Source organism: Crenothrix sp. (genome assembly GCF_043729335.1).
In the GTDB taxonomy this organism is placed as follows: Bacteria; Pseudomonadota; Gammaproteobacteria; order Methylococcales; family Methylomonadaceae; genus Crenothrix.
Genome location: NZ_JAYTLQ010000007.1, coordinates 1 through 19,654, shown reverse-complemented (window position 1 = coordinate 19,654; position 19,654 = coordinate 1). Strand labels below are relative to the sequence as shown.

Here is a 19,654-nt window from a genome sequence, read left to right as displayed (position 1 = left end):
TGGCGCAAACAAAGGAGATTTTAAAATGAGCTTGAAGATTTATCTGTTGCGCCACGGTGAGACCACTTACAGCCAACGCGGCGTATATTGTGGCGCACTTGATCCAGAATTGACACCCGAAGGAAGCCTTATGGCACAGGCGTTTGCCGATGCTTATGGCTCTGTGCCGTGGACGGATATTTATGTCAGTCCTCTGCAAAGAACAGTTGCGACAGCGCGGCCTTTGTGTAATGCGCTGGGTGTGCGTATGCAGCTTCGGGACGGCCTTCGGGAAATTCGTTATGGGGCATGGGAGGGAAGGGAACAGGATGATGTTCGGCTCCACCACGAACAAGATTATCTGCGCTGGTTGGCGGAACCTGCCTGGAATCCACCGACTGAGGGTGAAACCGCTGTTCAGGTCGCCAGCCGTGCATTGCCTGTTATCACCGAAATTGAATCTAAATACACCCGTGGCAATGTGCTGGTAGTCTCGCATAAGGCCACCATACGCATTATTCTGTGCAGTTTAATGGGCATTGATTTGGGGCGTTATAGAGATCGCATCGATACCCCGGCAGGTTCGGTCAGTATTATTAAATTTGATGTTCATGGCCCCATGCTGGAAGTGCTGGGGGATCGTCATTACATGCCTCAACATTTACGCGAACGTGCGGGAACCTGATCATTTCCAAATAACTTTAACAATACAAGCAATCTATCTTGGCGTTTGCTGAGTCAAGTAAAGTTGATCATTTCCAAATAACTTTAACAATACAAGCAATCCCATGAATAACTACCTAATGGTGATTAATGCGGGCTCATCGAGCATCAAGTTCGCTGTTTACCAAAAGCATGATGCATTAGAACCTTTGGTTGTAGAGGCGAGTGGACAAATTGACGGCATTGGAAACCAGCCAAGGTTTACGGTAAAGAATGCAGCGGGATTAGTTTTGATTGAACGTGACCTGGTTGCACCAGAGGCTGATGATCATACCTCTGCCATCACGTTAATAAACACATGGTTAATAACCTCTATAAAAGATGGCGCGTTGCTGGCTGTGGGGCATCGGGTCGTTCATGGCGGACAATACTACTCAGAGCCGGTGTTAATTGATGCTAGCGTTTTAAACGTGTTGGAAAGTCTCATTCCATTAGCACCGTTGCATCAACCGCATAATCTTGTCACTATTCGCGCACTGCTTGACACCAGGCCGACCCTGCCGCAAGTAGCCTGCTTTGATACCGCTTTTCATAACAGCCAGCCTGTTGTTGCGCAACGTTTTGCCTTACCCCGGCGTTTTAGCGATCAAGGTGTGCGCCGTTATGGATTTCACGGTTTATCTTATGAATATATTGCCTCGGTATTACCCACGCTTGGACCAAAACTCCAGCAAGCCCGCATCATTGTTGCTCATTTGGGCAATGGTGCCAGTTTGTGTGCACTACAAAACGGACGTAGTATCGCAACGACAATGGGATTTTCTCCGCTTGACGGGCTAGTGATGGGTACGCGGTGCGGAAATATTGATCCAGGCGTATTACTTTATCTTATGAATCAGCATGGCATGGATGCAGACGCGTTACAGCAACTGCTTTATCATGAATCCGGACTGCTGGGCGTTTCCGGCATTTCCAGCGACATGCGCACCTTGCTTGCCAGCGAAGACTCACATGCACACGAGGCTATTGAATTGTTCGTATACCGTATCGGACGCGAAATAGGCTCGCTTATTGCGGCACTTGGCGGCATGGACGCGTTAGTATTTACCGGAGGGATTGGGGAGAATTCTGCGGTAATTCGTGCCAAAATAGGTTATCAAGTCGCATGGATGGGCGTTAAATTGGACGAATCGGCTAATCAAGCTCACGCCACCTGCATTTCAACAGTTGATTCTAAAATTTCCACGTGGGTGGTGCCTACCGATGAAAACCTGATGATTGCTCGGCATACGATAGAACAAATAACTACCCATGAAACAATTTCTGACAGTAATGCAAAATAGGGCTGCCAACTTAACGCGGGACAGGTTGCTCATTCTCCCTGAGGGAGAAGGCTGGGATGAGGGCGATTTAACCTTCCCCTCACCCAACCCTCTCCCTCCGGAGAGGGCTTTTGTCCCGTCTTAAGTGTGTAGCCCAAAATACCGTCCTCTATTTAACTTATTTAACTTTTAAGCATGCAAAAAAATACGCCGTATATTCTTTTTATGACATTCGTTTTGTTAGTGACGGTGTCTTTTTTCTTTTTAATTAAAGATTTTTTGTTGGCTTGTTTCTGGGCAATAACTTTAGCGGTTATTTTTGACCCTACTTACCAAAAAATTAAAAAATATTTTAAAAATTCGGAAAAAATGCCATTATTTTTAACAATGACGATGATTATAATGGTCTTTGTTATCCCTTTTCTTACCGTAATTTTTATGATAACTGAAGAAAGCACAGTTTATTATAATAAAATTCAAAGCGGTGAAATAAATCCCCAGCGTTTTTTTCAAGATACCCTTGCGCTTTTACCCCAATTTAATGATTTACCCCATATACGGGGAATAAGTGTTGAACAAATAAGCACGTCAGTGGGAAATGCCTTTGCACAAGCGGTAAAGTATATTGCACAACAGGTTCCTGCGATAACTCAAAACTTGCTCGATCTTATTGTCCAGGTTGTTTTGGCTTTTTATATCCTGTTTTTTTTGCTACGCGATGGCAATCAATTGCTAAGAAAGTTTATAGCTTTAATTCCTATAGGCGATAGGATTGAAATTGAGTTATTTGACCGGTTTACCAGCGTAGCCAGAGCCACTGTTAAAGGCGGTTTATTAGTGGCTATTGTCCAGGGGGGTATTGGTGGACTTTCATTTTGGTTGTTAGATATTCCAGCGGCTTTTTTATGGGGCGCATTAATGATAATTTTATCTTTGTTACCCATAGGCAGTGCTTTAATTTGGGGCCCTGCTGCGTGCATTTTATTTTTACAAGGTCAAACTTTAAAAGCCACTATTTTGTTGGCAGTGGGTATTTTAGTCATTGGGATGATAGATAATTTTTTAAGGCCCAGATTAATTGGTAAAGATATTAAAATGTCAGATTATTTAGTATTAATATCCACTTTAGGTGGGCTGGCCTGGTTTTCCTTAACAGGCTTTGTATTAGGGCCCATTATTGCCGCTTTATTTATTACTTGCTGGGAAATAGTCGGTAAAGATAACCAAGCAAATAAAATATAAATAAGGTTGAGTAGTTTTTATTTTGTTGCTTTTAATATTTAATTAATACTCATGTGGTATAAGGTAAGGGTAAGTATTAATCCCTCTTTTTTAAACAGGAGACTCAATGAGATCCCAAGATTTAGCAATTTAAACGAACCCATAATTTAATAAAGGATAAATAAAATGCATGTCACCTACCAACAAGCTGAACAAATAATTGATGCTGCAATTAATAAAGCAAGAGAAACGGGAGTGCCAAGCTGCGTCGCGGTAGTAGATTCAGGTGCCAACCTGAAAGCCTTTCGCCGTATGGATGATGCGTGGGTAGGTAGCATAGATGTCGCTATTAAAAAAGCTAAAACTGCCTGTTTATTTGGGATGCCTTCAGGAGATTTGGGCAAGTTATCACAACCAGGAGGCCAGCTTTACAGTATTGAGCACTCTAATGAAGGTTTGATTACGTTTCCGGGCGGCTTACCTATTGTAGATAAACAAGGCGTGTTAATAGGTGCTATAGGGGTGAGTGGCGGCACAGTAGACAATGATTATAAAGTAGCACAAGTGGGTGTCAAAGTTGTCGGGGTTACCGATCTGCCTGAACATCCATGGCGCACGTAAGTTTTAGATGATTTTGTATTTATCCTCTGTATGCGTTTACCTCCCCTTTTTCAAGGGGAAGTGAATGCTTACGATATTTCTATAAATATCAATCTCTATCACTAATGGGTTTATCAACTGTTAACGCAGTCCAGCCAACAAAAATTCTATATATAAGGATTACCAGTGTTGGAATTAAAATAAACAAACCAATGCCCATAGTAAAGGTTAATCCAGATAAGGCAAACCCGCCTAAAGTTAACCAAACTGTTTTAATTTGCCAGTCAAAGTGAGACTGAAGCCACGTTCCTTCAACGGCCTCTCGATTGAGAAAATTAAGCACGGCTCCCACGAGTAAAGGCAATCCCGCTAATGCAAAGGTTAATGCCTGGCAAAAATATATGACGGTCGTCAATCTCTTTAGTTTTTCCAAACTGTCAGTGTGTTTGTCATTAATCGCTAGATTATTCATAAGATTGACCTCGATGAAAAGTATTAAATGGGCAGGTATAGGTCGATAAATTGGTTATACAACCAAGTAGCTGAAGACTTTATATAGATAGCAAGTGTTGACGATTGCGCTAAGATTTTAATCAAAAAATAACGTCTGTCTGTGTGTTAGCGTACATACGTTAAAATATACATTTTGTCGTTGATAATAGAAATAAGACCATACGGCTTCCTATAATTTTAATTGTATTTTTTAAGTATAAAATTAAAAAACTTCTGGCATTTAATTATTATTGGCGCATAATTTATGCAGTGATTATTCCAAGCACTTTGTACCGGTTGCTAAGTTTAATAATTACAGCGTTTTCAGTAACAGTTGGTTATATTCGATGGAGTGCAAACCTGGGTTTGTACTCCGCCGTAAAAATTAACATTATTAACCATACTATGAAAACTCTGTATGCTCAAATTTTAGTACTCATTCACCTCCCCCTTTGAAAAAGGGAGATTTTATCTAATAAATCTCCCCTAACCCCTCTTTTTCAAAGAGGGGGACTGAATGAGTACATTTTATTAAACTTTATAAATTTACTTAAACCTATCTTTATAATTGGGTTAATGAGAGGGCAATACTTAATGAATACTGAAGTCGTGGCTGCAACCCCTTTACTGCCTCTAATTATTTATTTTGTGGCAATAGTGTTTACTACTGCCTTTATGTTAGGTGGTGCTTATTTTTTGGGTCAAAAACATCATGCCAAAGCCGCTGATGAGCCTTTCGAATCAGGTATTGTCGCTACCGGTGACGTTCATATTCGCTTTTCTGTTCGATTTTATTTGCTCGCCATTTTTTTCGTTATTTTTGATATGGAAAGCGTATTCCTGTTTGCCTGGTCGGTAGCCTTAAAAGAATCGGGCTGGCTTGGGTTTATTGAAGCGCTGATTTTTATTACGGTGTTAATTGCTACGCTGATTTACCTTGCCGCAATAGGCGCACTGGATTGGCGTACAAGTCGCCAACGCGTTGTTACGCCCCACAAATTACGGTAGGCAAGTTATGAACTGGACTCTTACGAAAGCTGAAAATGATCCTGCCCCTCAACCGGGACAACAATCGTATGAGGAAGCCCTACGCAGGAACTTTCTGTTTGCAAAGCTGGAAGACATGGTCGCCTGGGGGCAATCCAATTCCGTATGGCCCTTTAATTTTGGGCTTTCATGCTGTTACGTGGAGATGGCCACTGCTTTTACCAGTCGCCATGACATTGCCCGTTTTGGCTCGGAGGTTATACGCGGTTCGCCGCGCCAAGCCGATTTGATTGTCATTTCCGGTACGGTGTTTCGCAAAATGGCTCCGGTAGTCAAGCGATTATATGACCAGCTTCTCGAGCCGCGCTGGGTGATATCGATGGGATCATGTGCCAACTCAGGCGGCATGTATGATATTTACAGCGTTGTGCAGGGTGTTGATAAGTTTTTGCCGGTCGATGTATATGTGCCAGGCTGTCCGCCTCGTCCGGAAGCGCTATTACAAGGTTTAATGCTGCTGCAAGCGTCCATAGGTAAAGAAAGGCGACCATTAAGCTGGGTGGCAGGCGAACAAACGGTTATTAAACCGGCCATCCAGCCTAATTACCGCGATTTGCTGAATGAACAAAGAATGCGCACCAAACAATTGCGAGATCCTGACATCATCTAACCACGTCGTAGGTAAATGGAATAAGTTAAGGGGAATTCATTGGACAGTCACATGGACAACATCAACATTTCTGCCGACACTTCCTCAATAACACAGGAACTTACCGAACGCCTGCGCATAAACGGCTTTACGCTTCAGGCTACCCAGGATGGTATCAGCACCCTGTGGATTTCCCGGCAAAACTTACGCACCATTCTGGTTTATTTAAAAACCCAAACCGCATCACCCTACACCCTGCTATTTGATTTAACCGCTATTGACGAGCGCCAGCGAATCCATAGGCCAAACTTGCCTGATAGTGATTTTACTGTCATATACCATTTATTATCTTTTGACCGCAACGCCGATATCCGTCTCAAGATAGCCTTGAAGGATACCGACTTAAATCTCCCCAGCATTCATGATATCTGGTCTTCCGCTAACTGGTACGAGCGCGAAGTGTGGGATATGTTTGGCATTGTCTTTGAAGGCCATCCACACCTTAGGCGCATCATCATGCCACCGACTTGGCAAGGACATCCGTTACGCAAGGAACATTATGCCCGTGCCACAGAGATGGAAGCTTTTAGTCTGCCCGATGAGCGTGAAGAGATTGAACAAAATGCCTTGCGTTTTGTGCCAGAAGATTGGGGTATGCGCCGCAACAGCGAAGACAGTGAGTTTATGTTTTTGAATATGGGCCCCAACCATCCCAGTGTCCATGGTGTTTTTCGGGTGGCCTTGCAACTGGATGGCGAAGAAATTATCGATGCCTTGCCGGATATTGGTTATCACCATCGTGGTGCCGAAAAAATGGGTGAGCGCCAGTCCTGGCACACTTATATCCCTTATACCGACCGGGTCGATTATTTGGGGGGCTCGATGAATAACCTGCCTTATGTGCTTGCCGTGGAGCAGTTAGCTGGCATTAAAGTCCCGCCAAAAGCGGAGGTGATTCGGGTGATGATCAGTGAACTGTACCGGCTTGCTAACCACTTATTATTTTACGGTACCTTCGCCCAAGATGTGGGGCAGATGTCGCCTATATTTTATATGTTCATTGACCGTGAAAAAGTATTCGATATTTTAGAATCAATTACCGGCGCCCGTATGCATTCCAGTTTTTTTCGCATTGGCGGCGTTGCCCTGGATTTACCGCATGGCTGGGCTCAGCGCATACAAGAACTCATTGATTATCTGCCGGCACGGCTTAATCAGTATGACAAAATGGTGCTGCAAAACACTACCCTTAAACGCCGCACCCAAGGCATCGGCGCATACACTACCGCAGAAGCCATTGATTGGAGCGTAACCGGCGCGGGCCTTCGCGCTACCGGCTTGGCATGGGATTACCGTAAGGCGCGGCCTTATTCCGGTTACGATAATTATGACTTTGAAATACCCACCGGCGCTTACGGGGACTGTTATGACCGTTGCACGGTGCGTGTTGAGGAAATGCGCCAAAGTCTGCGCATTATAAAACAATGCGTGGACAATATGCCCGAAGGCTCTTATAAGGCCTATCATCCCTTGACCACGCCGCCGCGAGGTCATGGAGCGCCTTATCGCCAAAATGGGTTCTTATAAGGCCTATCATCCCTTGACCACGCCGCCGCCTAAAGCTAAAACGTTACATGATATAGAAACCCTGATCCAGCATTTCCTCAGCGTGAGTTGGGGGCCGGTGATTCCAGCAGGAGAGTCTTGTGTCACCATTGAGGCCACTAAAGGCTTAAATGCTTATTACTTGACGAGCGATGGCGGCACTATGTCGTATCGCACCCGTATTCGTACCCCCTCGTTTGCGCACTTGCAAATGATACCGATGATGTGTCGGGGCATGATGGTGCCTGACTTGGTGGCGATACTGGCCAGTATCGATTTTGTTATGTCTGATGTGGATCGCTGAAATGAAAAATCAACACAAAGCGCCAGCCTTTGAAGGCTTAACCCACCTTGAAATTGAAGAGATTAATGCGGAGATGGGGCATTATGAAAATAAGACGGCTGTTTCTATTGAATCTCTAAAAATTGTCCAAAAACACCGGGGTTGGGTATCCGATGCCAGCCTGGTTGCGGTAGCGAGATTATTGGACATGTCACCGGCACAACTGGAGGGAGTGGCGACTTTCTACAACCTGATTTATCGCCAGCCTGTGGGTAAAACCGTCATACTTTATTGTAATAGCGTAAGCTGCTGGATGCTGGGTGCAGAAAAAATACGCGAACGCTTGTGTCAGCATTTGAAGGTTAAGTTAGGCGAAATGTCTGCCGATGGTGAGTATACGATTTTACCGATTGCTTGTTTGGGGGCTTGTGATCACGCGCCAGTGTTGATGGTCGGCGATCAGCTTAAACTTGACGTTACCGATAACGTGGTCAACGAGATTCTTGGAAGGTAAGCGCTATGGAAAAAATGGATAAGCCGCTGACTAAAAACATGATGCCGGATCGTGCTTTTGCAACGCTTGCCGATTACGAAAGCACCGGCGGATATCAAGGCCTGCACAAGGCTATCACGCAATTACAACCCAAAGAAGTGCAGCAATGGGTTAAAGATGCCGGGCTTCGAGGTCGGGGTGGGGCAGGGTTTAATACCGGCATTAAATGGAGTCTGGTGCCACTGGAAAATGCCCCCCCTTATGATAAAACCCAAACACGCTATATCGTTATCAATGCCGATGAAATGGAACCGGGTTCGTTTAAAGACAGGTTTTTGCTGGAACATGATCCGCACCAGCTTATTGAAGGCATTATTATTGCTGCATACGCTATTCAGGCTCGCACCGCTTACATTTTTTTGCGGGGAGAATATCACGTAGCTGCCGCAAGATTAACCCAGGCTTTGCTGGAAGCACGCGCCAAAGGCTATCTAGGTGAGCCTATTTTAAACAGCGATTTTAAACTGGATATTCATTTACATACTAGCGCAGGGCGTTATATTTGTGGGGAAGAGACTGCACTGCTAAATGCCTTGGAAGGCAAACGTGCCACGCCGCGTGCCAAACCGCCGTTTGCTGTGGTGAGTGGGCTTTGGGGCAGGCCTACCGTGGTTAACAATGTAGAAACCTTATGCAACGTGCCGCATATTTTGCACTACGGTGTTGAGTGGTATCAAAGTCTTGGACGCGGTGCAGATAAGGGCACCAAGCTGTTTGGTGCCAGTGGCCGCGTCAAGCATCCTGGCTTGTGGGAACTGCCGATGGGCACCCCTATTCGGGAAATTATTGAAGACCACGCCGGAAGGATGCAGGACGGTTATCAGCTGCGGGGTTTTTTGCCGGGCGGCGCATCTACCGACTTTTTACTGCCTGAGCATCTGGATGTGCTGATGGATTTTGATGCCGTTGCCAAAGTGGGTAGCCGCATGGGTACCGGCACCATTATTGTGCTGGATGACAAGACCTGTCCCGTGCAAATGGTGCTTAATCTGGAAGAATTTTTTGCCCAGGAATCGTGTGGCTGGTGTACGCCGTGCCGCGATGGCCTACCGTGGACCGTCACCTTGTTAAAAGACATTATTAACGGGCAGGGTCGAATGGAGGATCTTGATACCTTGACAGGATTAACCCGTATGCTGGGGCCTGGCAACACTTTTTGCGCCTTAGCACCGGGCGCCATGGAACCCTTGCAAAGTGCGCTTAAATATTTTCGTGAAGATTTCGAACGGTATATTGTCGGCAGTAAGGCCGTGGTGGAGCAGACATAATGGCTCAAATTGATATCGACGGAAAGCTGTATCCGGTTCAGGCAGGGGACAATGTGTTAGCGGCGTGTTTATCGCTAGGTCTGGATTTGCCTTATTTTTGCTGGCATACGGCAATGGGGTCGGCTGGCGCGTGCCGGCAATGCGCGGTTATGCAATACAAAGATGCTGTTGATACCAAAGGCCGTTTGGTGATGGCGTGTATGACGCCTGTTATCGATAACATGCGTATTTCCCTGGCTGCTGAACAGGCGCATCAGTTTAGAAGTGATAATATCGAACTGTTGATGACTAATCACCCGCATGATTGTCCGGTATGCGAAGAGGGCGGGGAATGCCATTTGCAAGATATGACCGTGATGACCGGCCACACTTTTCGGCGTTACCGGGGCAAAAAACGTACCCATAACAACCAGAATCTCGGACCTTTTATTAATCACGAAATGAATCGCTGCATTGCCTGCTACCGCTGTGTACGCTTTTACGACGAATACGCTGGCGGTAAAGATCTTCAAGTGTTGGGGGTTCATAACAATGTTTATTTTGGCCGTTTTGAAGATGGCACCTTAGAAAACGAATTCAGCGGTAATCTGGTGGAAGTCTGTCCTACCGGCGTGTTTACCGATAAAACCTTCAGTGCCCATTATGCGCGTAAATGGGATTTACAAACCGCGCCATCGATTTGTGTGCATTGTAGCTTGGGCTGCAACATCGCGCCCGGCGAGCGTTATGGCACACTCAGGCGTGTTGTCAACCGCTATCATGGCGATGTTAACGGCTATTTTTTATGTGACCGGGGCCGTTTTGGTTATGGTTTCGTCAATAGCCCAAAACGTATTCGAACACCGCTTTATCAACAAGCTCCTGTCACTGTTGATGCTGCTATCGCTGATTTTCGAGAGCTGTTAGAAACGGCTAAAGCTGTTATTGGTATTGGATCGCCACGCGCCTCTTTGGAGGCCAATTTTGCTTTGCGTACGCTGGTGGGGGAAGATAATTTTTTCGCAGGTTTGAACGATAGCGAACATAGTCTGTTTAATACTATAGTTACCATAATGCGTGATGGCGGTGTCCATACGCCGTCTCTTAAGGAAGTGGAACAAGCCGATGCGGTACTAATTCTGGGCGAAGATGTCACCCATAGCGCACCACGGCTAGCTCTTTCGCTGCGCCAGTCCGTGCGCAATGCGGCCTTTGAGCTAGCTGACAGCATGCACATTCCGCGCTGGCAAGATGGCGCCATTCGGCAATTACCGCAAAAGGTACGTAGTCCGCTATTTATTGCCAGTGTTTACGCTACCCGCCTGGATGATGTCGCTACCGACACCTATCATGGCAGTCCGGAAAATATTGCCAGACTGGGCTTTGCCATTGCTAATTGCCTTGATGGTTCAGCGCCTTTGCCGATTGATTTAAGCCCTGCCGAGCAATTGCTGGCAACAGCCATCTCCGATACGTTAAAAAAAGCCCAGCGTCCGCTCATCGTATCAGGGTGCAGTTGCTCAAGTTTGGCCGTCGTTCAGGCTACTTACAATGTGGCCAAAGCGCTGCCTTCAAAAGACAAACAACTGATGTTTACACTGCCCGAATGTAACAGTCTGAGTCTTGCAATCATGGCCGCAAAGCCCTTGCAACAGGCTTTTGAACGCATCAGTAACGGCTCGGCAGACAGCGTGGTTATTCTGGAGAATGATCTCTACCGCAGGGCATCCAGTCAAACAATAGATTTATTTTTAGACACCGCTGCGCAGATCGTCGTCATCGACAGTCTGCAAAATAAAACTACTGATAAGGCCGAATTGTTACTGTCGTCTGCAACTTTTGCAGAAGCTGAAGGCACCTTGGTTAATAATGAAGGCCGAGCACAACACTACTTTCCGGTCTACCCCGCAGCAGAGAAAATACGCAGCAGTTGGCAATGGCTGATCAGTGTGATGGATAATTCCCCCTGGCAGCATCATGATGCTTTGACCGCTGCGTGTGCAAAAACATTTACTGCGCTTGCCGCCATAATTCAGGCAGCGCCAGGATCAGATTACACCGTTAATAACAGTAAGATTCCAAGACAGCCGCATCGCTATAGTGGCCGTACGGCCATGCACGCTGATCTTGATGTCAGTGAGCACGCGCCAGCTAATGATGTGGAAACACCGTTTGCTTTTTCCATGGAAGGCGCTACCGCAAAAGTTAAACCGGCATTATTGCCAGTTATTTGGGCACCCGGCTGGAGCTCCAATCAGGCGATTAATAAATTTCAGGAAGAAATAGGTGGGCATCTACGCGGCGGAGATAGCGGCGTAAGGTTGTTTGACGCTTCTGGTAGCTTGCCATGGTTTAACGTTATTCCCTCAGTATTCAAGCCGGAGCCTGGATTATGGCGAGTAATAGCTTTGCCGCATATTTTTGGTAGTGAGGAGTTAAGTCTGCAATCCCTGCCAGTGCGCGAACGCTTGCCCACAGCTTGCGTATTGTTAAATCCGCTCGATGCCGAAATAGTGCAAGTAACCTCTGGCGACCTAGTGAAAGTTATTAACTTTGCAGGAATTTCAGTGCTGAAGGTTTCAGTATTGATTGAAAAAACGGTGCCTCAAGGCCTACTTGTCATAACCACAGGACGGCCGGAATTTGAATGTTTACAAAATGCTATGCAAGTCACTTTAAAAAAACTAACCCAACAGGTGCAGCCATGAACAACGGTTTAGGCGATGCCACTGACATTATCGGTATTTTGGTTTCAGTGATTGCAGTGGCTGCGTTTTTAGTCTGGGTGGAACGACGGCTGTTGGCGGTTTGGCAGGATAGATTGGGGCCTAATCGGGTCGGGCCATGGGGTTTGCTTCAGGTGGCTGCCGATTTGGTTAAAATGTTGTTTAAGGAAGACTGCATACCGCCGTTTTCTGACAAAGTGGTGTTTGTGCTGGCGCCTACTATTATTTTTATTACCATGCTCAGTGGTTTTTCCGTCATCCCTTTTGCACCCGGCGTGGGCATTATCGATTTTAATTTCGGGTTGCTTTACTTTCTGGCGCTATCATCCTTATCTGTCTACAGCGTGGTGCTGGCAGGTTACGCTTCCAATAATAAATATTCATTACTGGGAGGGCTACGAGCCGCTGCGCAAATGGTGAGTTACGAAGTCTTCATGGGCATTTCCATTATGGGTGTGGTGATGCTATCAGGTACTTTTAATTTAAGGGAGATTGTCGAAGCGCAACGTGACGGCTGGTTTATTTTTCCGCAATTTTTGGGTTTCATTATTTTCTTTGTCGCTGTGGTTGCTGAAAGCCGCAGGGGGCCTCTTGATTTACCGGAGGCCGAACAGGAGCTGGTGGCGGGTTATCATCTCGAATATTCCGGCATGAAATTTGGTATGTTCTTTGTGGGTGAATACGTGGGCATTACGCTGAGTTCAGCCATTATTGTGACGCTTTTTTTTGGTGGCTGGTTAGGCCCCTGGTTGCCACCGCTGGTATGGTTTTGTCTAAAAACCTTCTTCGGTACTTTGGTTTTTATTCTGTTAAGAGGCGCTTTGCCAAGGCCGCGTTACGACCAGTTGATGACGTTTGGCTGGAAAGTATTATTACCGGCGGGGCTGGTTAACCTGGTGGTTACCGGGGCAGTGGTACTGTCTTTAAATGGTTAATGGATAACAGGGGGATACGATGCTGAGTCAATTGCGATCATTATGGGAAGTGTTAAAACATACTTTCGTTAAAGCCGATACCGTGCAATATCCAGAGCAACAACCCGCACTGTTTCCCCGTTACCGAGGCCGTATCGTGCTGACGCGTGACCCTGACGGCGAGGAACGCTGCGTGGCCTGTAACCTTTGCGCGGTCGTATGCCCCGTGGCCTGTATTGCCCTGCAAAAAACCGAAGATGAAAACGGGCGCTGGTATCCGGAATTTTTTCGCATCAATTTTTCTCGCTGCATTATGTGCGGATTTTGCGAGGAAGCCTGTCCGTCCGACCAATGCCATCCAGTTAACACCCGATTTTGAAATGTCCGAATACAACCGACAGAATATGGTGTATGAAAAACAGCATCTTTTGATTGATGGCACTGGAAAATATCACGATTACAATTTTTACCGCGTGGCAGGCATGGCCGTGGGCGGCAAAGCCAAAGGTGAGGCTGAAAACGAGTTGCCGCCTGTGAATGTAAAAACGTTATTACCTTAAGGGGGGTAACAGCATGGTTTTAATCTTATTTTGCATCGCCTCGGCGGTGGCCATTTTTGCTACTGTCATGATGGTGACCAGGCTCAATGCTGTTCATGGGCTTTTGTACCTTATTTTATCTTTGCTGGCAGTGGGGGTAATTTTTTTCTTGCTGGGTGCGCATTTTGCTGCGGTGCTGGAAGTCATTATTTACGCCGGCGCCATCATGGTGCTGTTTGTTTTTGTCATCATGATGCTCAATCAAGGCCACAAAACCACAGAGCAAGAACGGATTTGGCTACAACCTGGCATTTGGATCGGCCCGTCCGTGCTGGCCTTGATTTTGTTTGTTGAAATGCTAGTCATAGTGGTACTGGGCGGTAGCGCTGAAACTGGCTATATTGTCAATGCCAAGCAAGTCGGTATTGCCTTATACGGACCCTATCTGTTGGCTGTGGAGCTGGCTTCCATCTTGTTGCTGGCAGGGTTAGTCGGGGCTTATCATCTGGGCAAGCCCATGCTCAAGATCACCAAAAAGGGAGGGGAGTTATGAGCGGGATTCCTATGGAATTTGGCTTATTACTGTCTGCCGTGCTGTTTGTCATCGGCTTGGTCGGCGTGCTGGTTCGCCGCAATCTGATTATGATTCTGATGTCCCTTGAAGTCATGCTTAATGCAACCGGGCTAGCTTTTATTGTCGCCGGATCGCGCTGGGGGCAAGCGGATGGGCAAATCATGTTCTTGCTGATACTTACACTGGCCGCCGCAGAAGTGGGCGTGGGGCTGGGGTTAGTACTGCAAGTTTTTCACCGTTTTCATACACTGGATGCCGATTCAGTGAATGAAATGCAAGGCTAGGGGGCTAAGGTGTTGGAACTACTGGTTTGGGTACCCCTGATTCCATTTCTGGGGTTTTTAATCCTGGTATTGACCCCTCAAAAAAATAGCCCTGCCTTTGCGCCTTGGATAGGTGCTGGCAGTGTAGGTGTTTCGGGGTTATTAGTCGCTATCATCGGCTATCAATTCCTGCACGGAACAATGCAGCCTTACCATGCGATGCTAGGGTCTTGGCTGGCAATTGATGACCTAGCCATCCCTTATGGTTTTTATCTGGATGCTTTATCTTTGACCATGCTGTTTGTAGTGACCGGTGTGGGGTTTCTGATCCATGTTTACTCGGCCGGTTTTATGGCCGATGATCCTGGCGTAACACGTTTTTTTGCCTACATGAATTTGTTTGTAGCAGCCATGCTGGTGCTGGTGTTGGCTGATAATCTGCTGTTGCTATATTTAGGCTGGGAGGGGGTGGGTCTTGGTAGTTATCTGTTAATTGGTTTCTGGTATGAAGATGCCAATAATGGCTATGCGGCACGTAAAGCCTTTGTTATAACCCGCATCGGTGATACAGCCATGGCCATTGGTTTGTTTTTGCTGTTTACCCATTTACACACTCTGGATATTCAGGAATTAATGCTGCGGGTGACCAGACAATGGCCTGTGGGAAGCTGGTTGCCGATTACCGCAGCAGCGCTATTGCTGGGTAGTGCGGCAGGCAAGTCAGCACAATTACCTCTACAAACCTGGCTACCCGATGCCATGGCAGGCCCTACACCCGTGAGCGCCCTGATTCATGCGGCGACCATGGTTACCGCTGGGGTATATCTGATTGCCCGCACCCATAGCCTATTTATACTTGCCCCGCCTATTCAATTTGGAGTAGCCATAATCGGGACGCTTACCTTATTAATGGCAGGTTGTGCAGCGCTCGCTCAAACAGATATTAAACGCATACTGGCTTACTCAACCATTAGCCAAATTGGCTATATGTTTCTTGCCTTAGGGGTGGGCGCGTGGTCATCGGCCATTTTCCATTTGCTCACCCATGCTTTTTTTAAGGCGTTATTGTTTTTAGCCGCAGGTGCGGTCATTTTTTGTTTTCATCACGAGCATAATATTTTTAAAATGGGCGGCTTGCGCAAAACCATGCCGATTGCTTTCTGGAGTTTTATGATCGGCAGCGCTGCCTTATCGGCATTGCCTTTTACCGCTGGCTTTTATAGCAAGCACGAGATTTTGCTGGCAACTTTCCAGGTCTCGCCTGTGCTTTGGATGGCCGGGTGTTTGGGTGCTTTGATTACCGGTATCTACAGTTTCAGGTTGGTATTTGTGGTTTTTTTCGGGGCTCAATCTCATAAGATTGAAACCAAACTGGGCTGGCAAATGAGCATCCCGTTGGGGGTCTTAAGTATTTTGGCTGTGTTTGGTGGCATGTTACAAATTCCTTTAGCTTCGATCTTCCCTGCATTATTGAATACCGATATCCAGCAATCGTTTAATGCTGTTTCAGTGATAACGGTTGCGGCACCTGTTATTGGCCTGTTAATTGCCGTGCTGTTTTATCTTACCGGTAGTTTTTCTGTTCAGCAATTTGCCAATCACAGCCTGTTAAAACCCATAAGATTGTTTTTTCTGAGCGGTTGGGCAATAGATGCACTGTATGATTATTTATTCATTCGTCCTTTTAAAGCCATTACCTCGCTTAATAAAAACGATGTGATTGATGGGGTATACGCTTGCATCGCAGAGTTCAGCCAGAATTTACACCGCGTGGCCAGCGCATCACAAACCGGACGGGTGCGCTGGTACGCATCCTCCATGGTATTGGGTACTGTGGTTATTATTGCCATAGGCCTGCTGTCATGATGCTGCCTGCACTGATGGCTGTTTTGGTGCTGGGCGGTTTTACTGCCTGGTTTTCAGAAAGCAAAAATCAGTTTGCGCCGCGCTGGGTAGCCATTATCACGCTTATTATTGCCGCACTGCTTTTAGTCACGTTAGATAGGGGCGCGGGTCAAATTGAGATAGTATCAACGGGCGTACCGCAAAAATGGCTGGCCGCCTTTTATCGGCCCTGGATACCCCGCTTTGGCATTGGTTTCCATTTGGCCCTGGATGGACTCAGTTTGCTCTTGATAGCCTTAACGATTTTACTGGGTTTTATGGCCGTAAGCTGCTCGTGGACAGAAATCAGCCACCGCCAAGGCTTCTTTTTCTTTAATATTTTAATATGTCTGGCCGGTACGGTGGGGGTATTTTTAGCGGTTGATCTTTTCCTGTTGTTTTTTTTCTGGGAATTAATGATCATTCCAATGTATTTTTTAATCAGCATCTGGGGGCATGAAAATCGCACCTATGCGGCTATAAAATTTGTTATTTTCACCCAGGTCAGCAGTCTTTTAATGCTGGTGTCGATGATTGCTTTAGTATTAATTAATCATGCTAGCAGCGGTGAATACAGCTTTGATTACTTCAAATTGCAAAACATTCCCCTAGATCCTGATATGGCTTTTTGGTTGATGCTAGGTTTTTTTGTGGCCTTTACCGTTAAGCTGCCCGCCGTGCCTTTTCATACTTGGCTACCGGATGCGCACACACAAGCACCCACCGGCGGCAGCGTAATTTTGGCGGGTGTTATGCTCAAAACTGGGGCTTACGGGTTGTTGCGCTTTGTCATTGTGTTGTTTCCGGAAGCCGCGCATCAGTTTGCCCCCATCGCTATGTTGCTGGGCGCAGTGAGTGTGTTGTACGCAGCGATGATGGCGTATGCCCAAACCGATCTTAAACGGCTGATTGCCTATACCAGTATCAGCCACATGGGTTTTATCCTGCTGGGTATATTTTCCTGGAACCTGCTGGCATTGCAAGGCGTAGTCATGACTATGCTGGCGCATGGTATTAGTGCGGCCGCGTTATTTATGATAGCCGGTGCACTGCAAGAACGCTTGCATTCACGGGAAATTGACTATATGGGCGGACTTTGGGCTTTGCTACCAAGGCTTTCGGCATTGGCATTATTCTTTGCAATGGCCTCATTGGGACTACCTGGGCTTGGGAATTTTGTCGGTGAATTTTTAGTGCTGCTGGGTGCTTTCAAGGTAAATATTTTGTTAAGTAGCGTGGCGGCTATCGTACTTATTTTAGCGCCGGTTTATGCTTTAGCCATGATGCAAAAAACTTTTTATGGCCCCCTGAAAAATCAATCTACTATGGGAGATTTTAAACGTCACGAATTGATATCACTGGGCTTGCTGGTACTTGCCTGCTTATGGCTAGGTTTATATCCTAAAACAATATTGGATATTTCGGCGCCTGCATTACAGCAGGAAATGCAAAATTCTGTGGCGATGAAACCCCGATGAACAGTAACGAGATTGCAGCGCTTGCGCCCATTATGACCCTGGCAGCTTCCGCTGTAGCGGTCATGCTGATTATTGCCTGCAAACGGAATTTTGTAGTCATCAGTAGTGTTGCGGCTTGTGGCCTGATAGCCACCTTGGCGGCAGTGGCCATCACCTGGAAACAAGCCGCTGTGCAGGCGACTTTGTTGCTGCGCCTGGATGAATACGCCGTGTTCTATACGTTAGTTTTGCTACTCACAGCCTTGAGTGTTATGGGATTTTGTTATGATTATTTCAAACAGCGTGACGGCGAAAACGAAGAACTTTTTTTGCTGTTATTAACAGCAACTTTAGGCGCTTGTGTATTGGTGGCCAGCAGCCATTTTTCCAGCTTTTTTATCGGTCTGGAAATACTCAGCATCTCGCTTTTTGTGCTGATCGGTTATCCGCTCACTCAAGCACGGCCTTTGGAAGCTGCTATTAAATACCTGATTTTATCCGGGGTATCATCGGCTTTGCTGTTAATGGGGATGGCGTTGATTTATGCTCAAACTGGTACGCTTTATTTCAGTAGTCTTGGCCAGTTTATTGCCAGTCATTCGACCATGAACACCATGATTTTAAGTGGCATTATCCTGCTCGTAGCGGGCTTAAGTTTCAAGCTTTCTTTGGTGCCGTTTCATTTATGGACGCCGGATATCTATGAAGGCGCGCCTGCACCTATCGCAGGCTTTATTGCTACGGTTTCAAAAGGCGCTGTTTTTGTACTTTTACTACGCTTTTTTATCAGTACTGACAGCCACCTATATACCCCGTTATTTACCGTTTTTAGTGTGATTGCTGTGTTTTCTATACTGGGCGGCAATCTGCTGGCCTTGCTGCAAACCAATGTCAAACGCTTATTGGCGTATTCGTCTATTGCCCATATGGGTTATTTAATGGTCGCCTTTATTGCGGGTGCAAATAGGTTACCAGCCTTGGCAGTGGAGGCCTTTACGTATTATTTGGTCGCTTATTTTATAACCACACTCGGTGCTTTCGGCGTTGTTTCAGTGCTTTCCACCCCCGACTATGAAGCAGGGGACATGGCGTTATACCGTGGGCTATTTTGGCAGCGGCCATGGCTGGCTGGTGTTTTTACACTGATGTTATTGTCGCTGGCCGGTATTCCGCTGACCGCCGGATTTATCGGTAAATTCTATATTTTTACCAGTGGCGCAGACAGCCGGTTATGGGGGTTGCTGTTTACGGTTATTGCAGGCAGTGGTATTGGGCTTTATTACTATTTGAAGATCATCGTAGTGATGTCTATGAATTTTGAGGATGCTGTGCTTAAAGCTGAAAAGCCTTCCAGTCAATGGATTTCTATGGTGACACTTGGCCTGTTAAGTATATTATTAATTTGGTTCGGGATTTATCCAGACTATTTAGTCAATTTGATTCAGTCAATATCGGAAACAAAGATTAAATAAGTCAGCCGCCGCTCAAAGACGCGTGGTGATATTGTTGTACAGTCGGTGAAATTTTTTGTAGGTAAAAAACACTTGCTCATCCGAGTATTGAATAAGCAAGTGGTAACCTAAACTGTTAATTTAATGGTAAAAATTCAGACCCCTCTAAATTAAAAAATCACCAAGTCGCCTAAAAAAATTGTACAGTATCACCCATGAGACTAAGCGACCACGACCTGCTGCAA

The 19,654-nt window shown here is 46.2% G+C and carries 16 protein-coding genes and 2 pseudogenes; 17 read left to right on the top strand and 1 reads right to left on the bottom strand.

What is annotated here, in order from left to right:
- The first annotated feature begins 25 nt into the window (after positions 1-25).
- From ACHZC4_RS02590 to ACHZC4_RS02575, 4 genes are all read left to right on the top strand, one after another.
- The gene (locus ACHZC4_RS02590) at positions 26-664 is read left to right on the top strand and encodes a histidine phosphatase family protein (RefSeq protein ID WP_394752219.1); all 639 of its coding nucleotides are present in this window, start codon (positions 26-28) and stop codon (positions 662-664) included.
- Between the two features lie 103 nt (positions 665-767).
- Positions 768-1,985, top strand: a complete 1,218-nt coding sequence (locus ACHZC4_RS02585; RefSeq protein ID WP_394752218.1) for an acetate/propionate family kinase — start codon at positions 768-770, stop codon at positions 1,983-1,985.
- Between the two features lie 174 nt (positions 1,986-2,159).
- The gene (locus ACHZC4_RS02580) at positions 2,160-3,206 is read left to right on the top strand and encodes an AI-2E family transporter (protein ID WP_394752217.1); all 1,047 of its coding nucleotides are present in this window, start codon (positions 2,160-2,162) and stop codon (positions 3,204-3,206) included.
- Positions 3,207-3,371: 165 nt separating this feature from the next.
- Positions 3,372-3,806 (top strand): heme-binding protein, encoded by a 435-nt coding sequence (locus tag ACHZC4_RS02575; RefSeq protein ID WP_394752216.1) that lies wholly within the window; start codon positions 3,372-3,374, stop codon positions 3,804-3,806.
- Between the two features lie 88 nt (positions 3,807-3,894).
- On the opposite strand, the gene ACHZC4_RS02570 is transcribed toward ACHZC4_RS02575, so the two are convergent.
- On the bottom strand, positions 3,895-4,257 hold the full coding sequence (locus ACHZC4_RS02570; protein WP_394752215.1) for a DUF4870 family protein: 363 nt from the start codon (positions 4,255-4,257) through the stop codon (positions 3,895-3,897).
- Between the two features lie 614 nt (positions 4,258-4,871).
- Between ACHZC4_RS02570 and ndhC the strand changes: the two genes are divergently transcribed.
- The 13 genes and pseudogenes from ndhC (at position 4,872) to ACHZC4_RS02505 (ending at position 19,430) form a co-directional block, all read left to right on the top strand.
- Entirely contained in the window at positions 4,872-5,285 is a 414-nt protein-coding gene (gene ndhC / locus ACHZC4_RS02565) for an NADH-quinone oxidoreductase subunit A (protein WP_394752213.1), read from the top strand.
- A 7-nt stretch (positions 5,286-5,292) separates the two neighbouring features.
- Entirely contained in the window at positions 5,293-5,934 is a 642-nt protein-coding gene (locus ACHZC4_RS02560; protein ID WP_394752212.1) for a NuoB/complex I 20 kDa subunit family protein, read from the top strand.
- Positions 5,935-5,985: 51 nt separating this feature from the next.
- Positions 5,986-7,822: pseudogene (gene nuoC / locus ACHZC4_RS02555) on the top strand (NADH-quinone oxidoreductase subunit C/D).
- A 1-nt stretch (position 7,823) separates the two neighbouring features.
- Entirely contained in the window at positions 7,824-8,315 is a 492-nt protein-coding gene (gene nuoE, locus ACHZC4_RS02550) for an NADH-quinone oxidoreductase subunit NuoE (RefSeq protein ID WP_394752211.1), read from the top strand.
- A gap of 5 nt (positions 8,316-8,320) precedes the next feature.
- Entirely contained in the window at positions 8,321-9,622 is a 1,302-nt protein-coding gene (gene nuoF / locus ACHZC4_RS02545; RefSeq protein ID WP_394752210.1) for an NADH-quinone oxidoreductase subunit NuoF, read from the top strand.
- A complete protein-coding gene (nuoG, locus tag ACHZC4_RS02540; protein WP_394752209.1) occupies positions 9,622-12,309 on the top strand; it encodes an NADH-quinone oxidoreductase subunit NuoG in 2,688 nt (895 codons plus the stop codon). The genes nuoF and nuoG overlap by 1 nt, the downstream gene beginning before the upstream one ends.
- Positions 12,306-13,262, top strand: coding sequence for an NADH-quinone oxidoreductase subunit NuoH (gene nuoH, locus ACHZC4_RS02535; protein WP_394752208.1), 957 nt, complete (start codon positions 12,306-12,308; stop codon positions 13,260-13,262). The genes nuoG and nuoH overlap by 4 nt, the downstream gene beginning before the upstream one ends.
- 19 nt (positions 13,263-13,281) lie before the next feature.
- A pseudogene (nuoI, locus tag ACHZC4_RS02530) lies at positions 13,282-13,801 on the top strand (NADH-quinone oxidoreductase subunit NuoI).
- 13 nt (positions 13,802-13,814) lie between these two features.
- Positions 13,815-14,333 (top strand): NADH-quinone oxidoreductase subunit J, encoded by a 519-nt coding sequence (gene nuoJ / locus ACHZC4_RS02525; protein ID WP_394752207.1) that lies wholly within the window; start codon positions 13,815-13,817, stop codon positions 14,331-14,333.
- The gene (nuoK, locus tag ACHZC4_RS02520; protein ID WP_394752205.1) at positions 14,330-14,638 is read left to right on the top strand and encodes an NADH-quinone oxidoreductase subunit NuoK; all 309 of its coding nucleotides are present in this window, start codon (positions 14,330-14,332) and stop codon (positions 14,636-14,638) included. The genes nuoJ and nuoK overlap by 4 nt, the downstream gene beginning before the upstream one ends.
- Positions 14,639-14,647: 9 nt before the next feature.
- Entirely contained in the window at positions 14,648-16,483 is a 1,836-nt protein-coding gene (nuoL, locus tag ACHZC4_RS02515; RefSeq protein ID WP_394752204.1) for an NADH-quinone oxidoreductase subunit L, read from the top strand.
- The gene (gene nuoM, locus ACHZC4_RS02510) at positions 16,480-17,979 is read left to right on the top strand and encodes an NADH-quinone oxidoreductase subunit M (protein WP_394752203.1); all 1,500 of its coding nucleotides are present in this window, start codon (positions 16,480-16,482) and stop codon (positions 17,977-17,979) included. Before nuoL ends, nuoM begins: the two co-directional genes overlap by 4 nt.
- Positions 17,976-19,430 carry an NADH-quinone oxidoreductase subunit N gene (locus ACHZC4_RS02505; protein ID WP_394752202.1) on the top strand — a complete coding sequence of 485 codons (1,455 nt, stop codon included), beginning with the start codon at positions 17,976-17,978 and terminating at the stop codon, positions 19,428-19,430. Before nuoM ends, ACHZC4_RS02505 begins: the two co-directional genes overlap by 4 nt.
- The last annotated feature ends 224 nt before the right edge of the window (positions 19,431-19,654 follow it).

Excerpts from the sequence above, each read along its gene's own strand:
- ACHZC4_RS02590 (WP_394752219.1), top strand. The coding sequence starts at position 26 with ATGAGCTTGAAGATTTATCTGTTGCGCCACGGTGAGACCACTTACAGC.
- ACHZC4_RS02585 (WP_394752218.1), top strand. The coding sequence starts at position 768 with ATGAATAACTACCTAATGGTGATTAATGCGGGCTCATCGAGCATCAAG.
- ACHZC4_RS02580 (WP_394752217.1), top strand. The coding sequence starts at position 2,160 with ATGCAAAAAAATACGCCGTATATTCTTTTTATGACATTCGTTTTGTTA.
- ACHZC4_RS02575 (WP_394752216.1), top strand. The coding sequence starts at position 3,372 with ATGCATGTCACCTACCAACAAGCTGAACAAATAATTGATGCTGCAATT.
- ACHZC4_RS02570 (WP_394752215.1), bottom strand. The coding sequence starts at position 4,257 with ATGAATAATCTAGCGATTAATGACAAACACACTGACAGTTTGGAAAAA.
- ndhC (WP_394752213.1), top strand. The coding sequence starts at position 4,872 with ATGAATACTGAAGTCGTGGCTGCAACCCCTTTACTGCCTCTAATTATT.
- ACHZC4_RS02560 (WP_394752212.1), top strand. The coding sequence starts at position 5,293 with ATGAACTGGACTCTTACGAAAGCTGAAAATGATCCTGCCCCTCAACCG.
- nuoE (WP_394752211.1), top strand. The coding sequence starts at position 7,824 with ATGAAAAATCAACACAAAGCGCCAGCCTTTGAAGGCTTAACCCACCTT.
- nuoF (WP_394752210.1), top strand. The coding sequence starts at position 8,321 with ATGGAAAAAATGGATAAGCCGCTGACTAAAAACATGATGCCGGATCGT.
- nuoG (WP_394752209.1), top strand. The coding sequence starts at position 9,622 with ATGGCTCAAATTGATATCGACGGAAAGCTGTATCCGGTTCAGGCAGGG.
- nuoH (WP_394752208.1), top strand. The coding sequence starts at position 12,306 with ATGAACAACGGTTTAGGCGATGCCACTGACATTATCGGTATTTTGGTT.
- nuoJ (WP_394752207.1), top strand. The coding sequence starts at position 13,815 with ATGGTTTTAATCTTATTTTGCATCGCCTCGGCGGTGGCCATTTTTGCT.
- nuoK (WP_394752205.1), top strand. The coding sequence starts at position 14,330 with ATGAGCGGGATTCCTATGGAATTTGGCTTATTACTGTCTGCCGTGCTG.
- nuoM (WP_394752203.1), top strand. The coding sequence starts at position 16,480 with ATGATGCTGCCTGCACTGATGGCTGTTTTGGTGCTGGGCGGTTTTACT.
- ACHZC4_RS02505 (WP_394752202.1), top strand. The coding sequence starts at position 17,976 with ATGAACAGTAACGAGATTGCAGCGCTTGCGCCCATTATGACCCTGGCA.